Annotated in this window: 1 protein-coding gene; it reads left to right on the top strand. The window is 69.4% G+C overall.

The window, feature by feature from the left end; genetic code table 11:
* The first annotated feature begins 338 nt into the window (after positions 1-338).
* Positions 339-773 carry a hypothetical protein gene (locus AB0J08_RS41790; protein ID WP_360645496.1) on the top strand — a complete coding sequence of 145 codons (435 nt, stop codon included), beginning with the start codon at positions 339-341 and terminating at the stop codon, positions 771-773.
* The last annotated feature ends 231 nt before the right edge of the window (positions 774-1,004 follow it).

Genomic DNA, 1,004 nt, shown 5'->3' with positions numbered 1-1,004 from the left:
CCGCCGCGAACGGAGCGATCTTCGCCTCGGCCAGCGAACGCACCGCCTCACGAAGCATCTCGTGCTCCTCGGAGATCCGGAAGAGATCGAAGTCCTGGCTCATGATCGGTACTCCTGTTTCGCGACGGTACTCAGTACCCTTCATTATGCATGCGTGCAGCAAAAAGGGAACTCAGTGCCTTCACAGGGCGGTACTGAGTTCCCTATCCTTTTGCTGGCGTACGGAGGCCGTACTACGGACGTACACCGGGGACGCACACCCCGGCCGTCCATGCCGGCCGTACACCGGCGGCGCACAGCGAGCCGGAAGCCCAGTCCGAGTGCAGGGAGATGACACCGTGGTCCACTCAGCCATCGACGCCGACATCGAGAGCACCCCGCTGTACTTCCAGCGCTGTACGTGGTGCAGCAACCCGACCTTCCAGCGGCTGCTCTGCCCCACCTGCGGCTCCACCGAGCTGCGACTGGAGCGCAGCCAGGGCACCGGCGTGGTGCGCCGGTGCGCCGTCGAGCAGGCGCGGACGCCGCTGGCCCGGCAGAAGTCGCTGATCCGGATGGCCGAGGGCTTCGATGTCTGGTGCATCGTCAGCGGCCTGCGCAGCACCGTCCCGGTGGGTACGCGGGTCCGGCTGACCCCGGCCGCCGACTCCGACCAGCCGGAGCTGACGCTGCTGCCGCAGGAGGAGCCGGAGCGGGCCGAGCCCGTGGAGCCGCGCCCGCTGCCGCCGTGCCAGGGCGGCTTCACCCAGCATCTGGCGGCGTACGCCGAGTAGCTCACGCGATACGCCCGGACGGCGCGCGGCAGGCATGGACCACCTGCGGAACGTACGCCGGGCGTAGCGGCGCCTGATACGCCGGAGGGCGTGGCACCGGGTACTCGGTGCCACGCCCTCCGGCGTATCGGGTTCGGACCGCGTCCGGTCAGCCCTTGCGGGCCTGGACCTCGCCGGTGAGCTGCGGCAGCACGGCGAAGAGGTCACCGACCACGCCGTAGTCGACCAGCT

Origin of the sequence: Kitasatospora sp. NPDC050463, from assembly GCF_040655255.1 — a bacterium.
Classification (GTDB): Bacteria; Actinomycetota; Actinomycetes; order Streptomycetales; family Streptomycetaceae; genus Kitasatospora.
The sequence above is the reverse complement of the archived record's forward strand: the minus strand, read 5'-3'. Positions and strand labels throughout refer to the sequence as shown.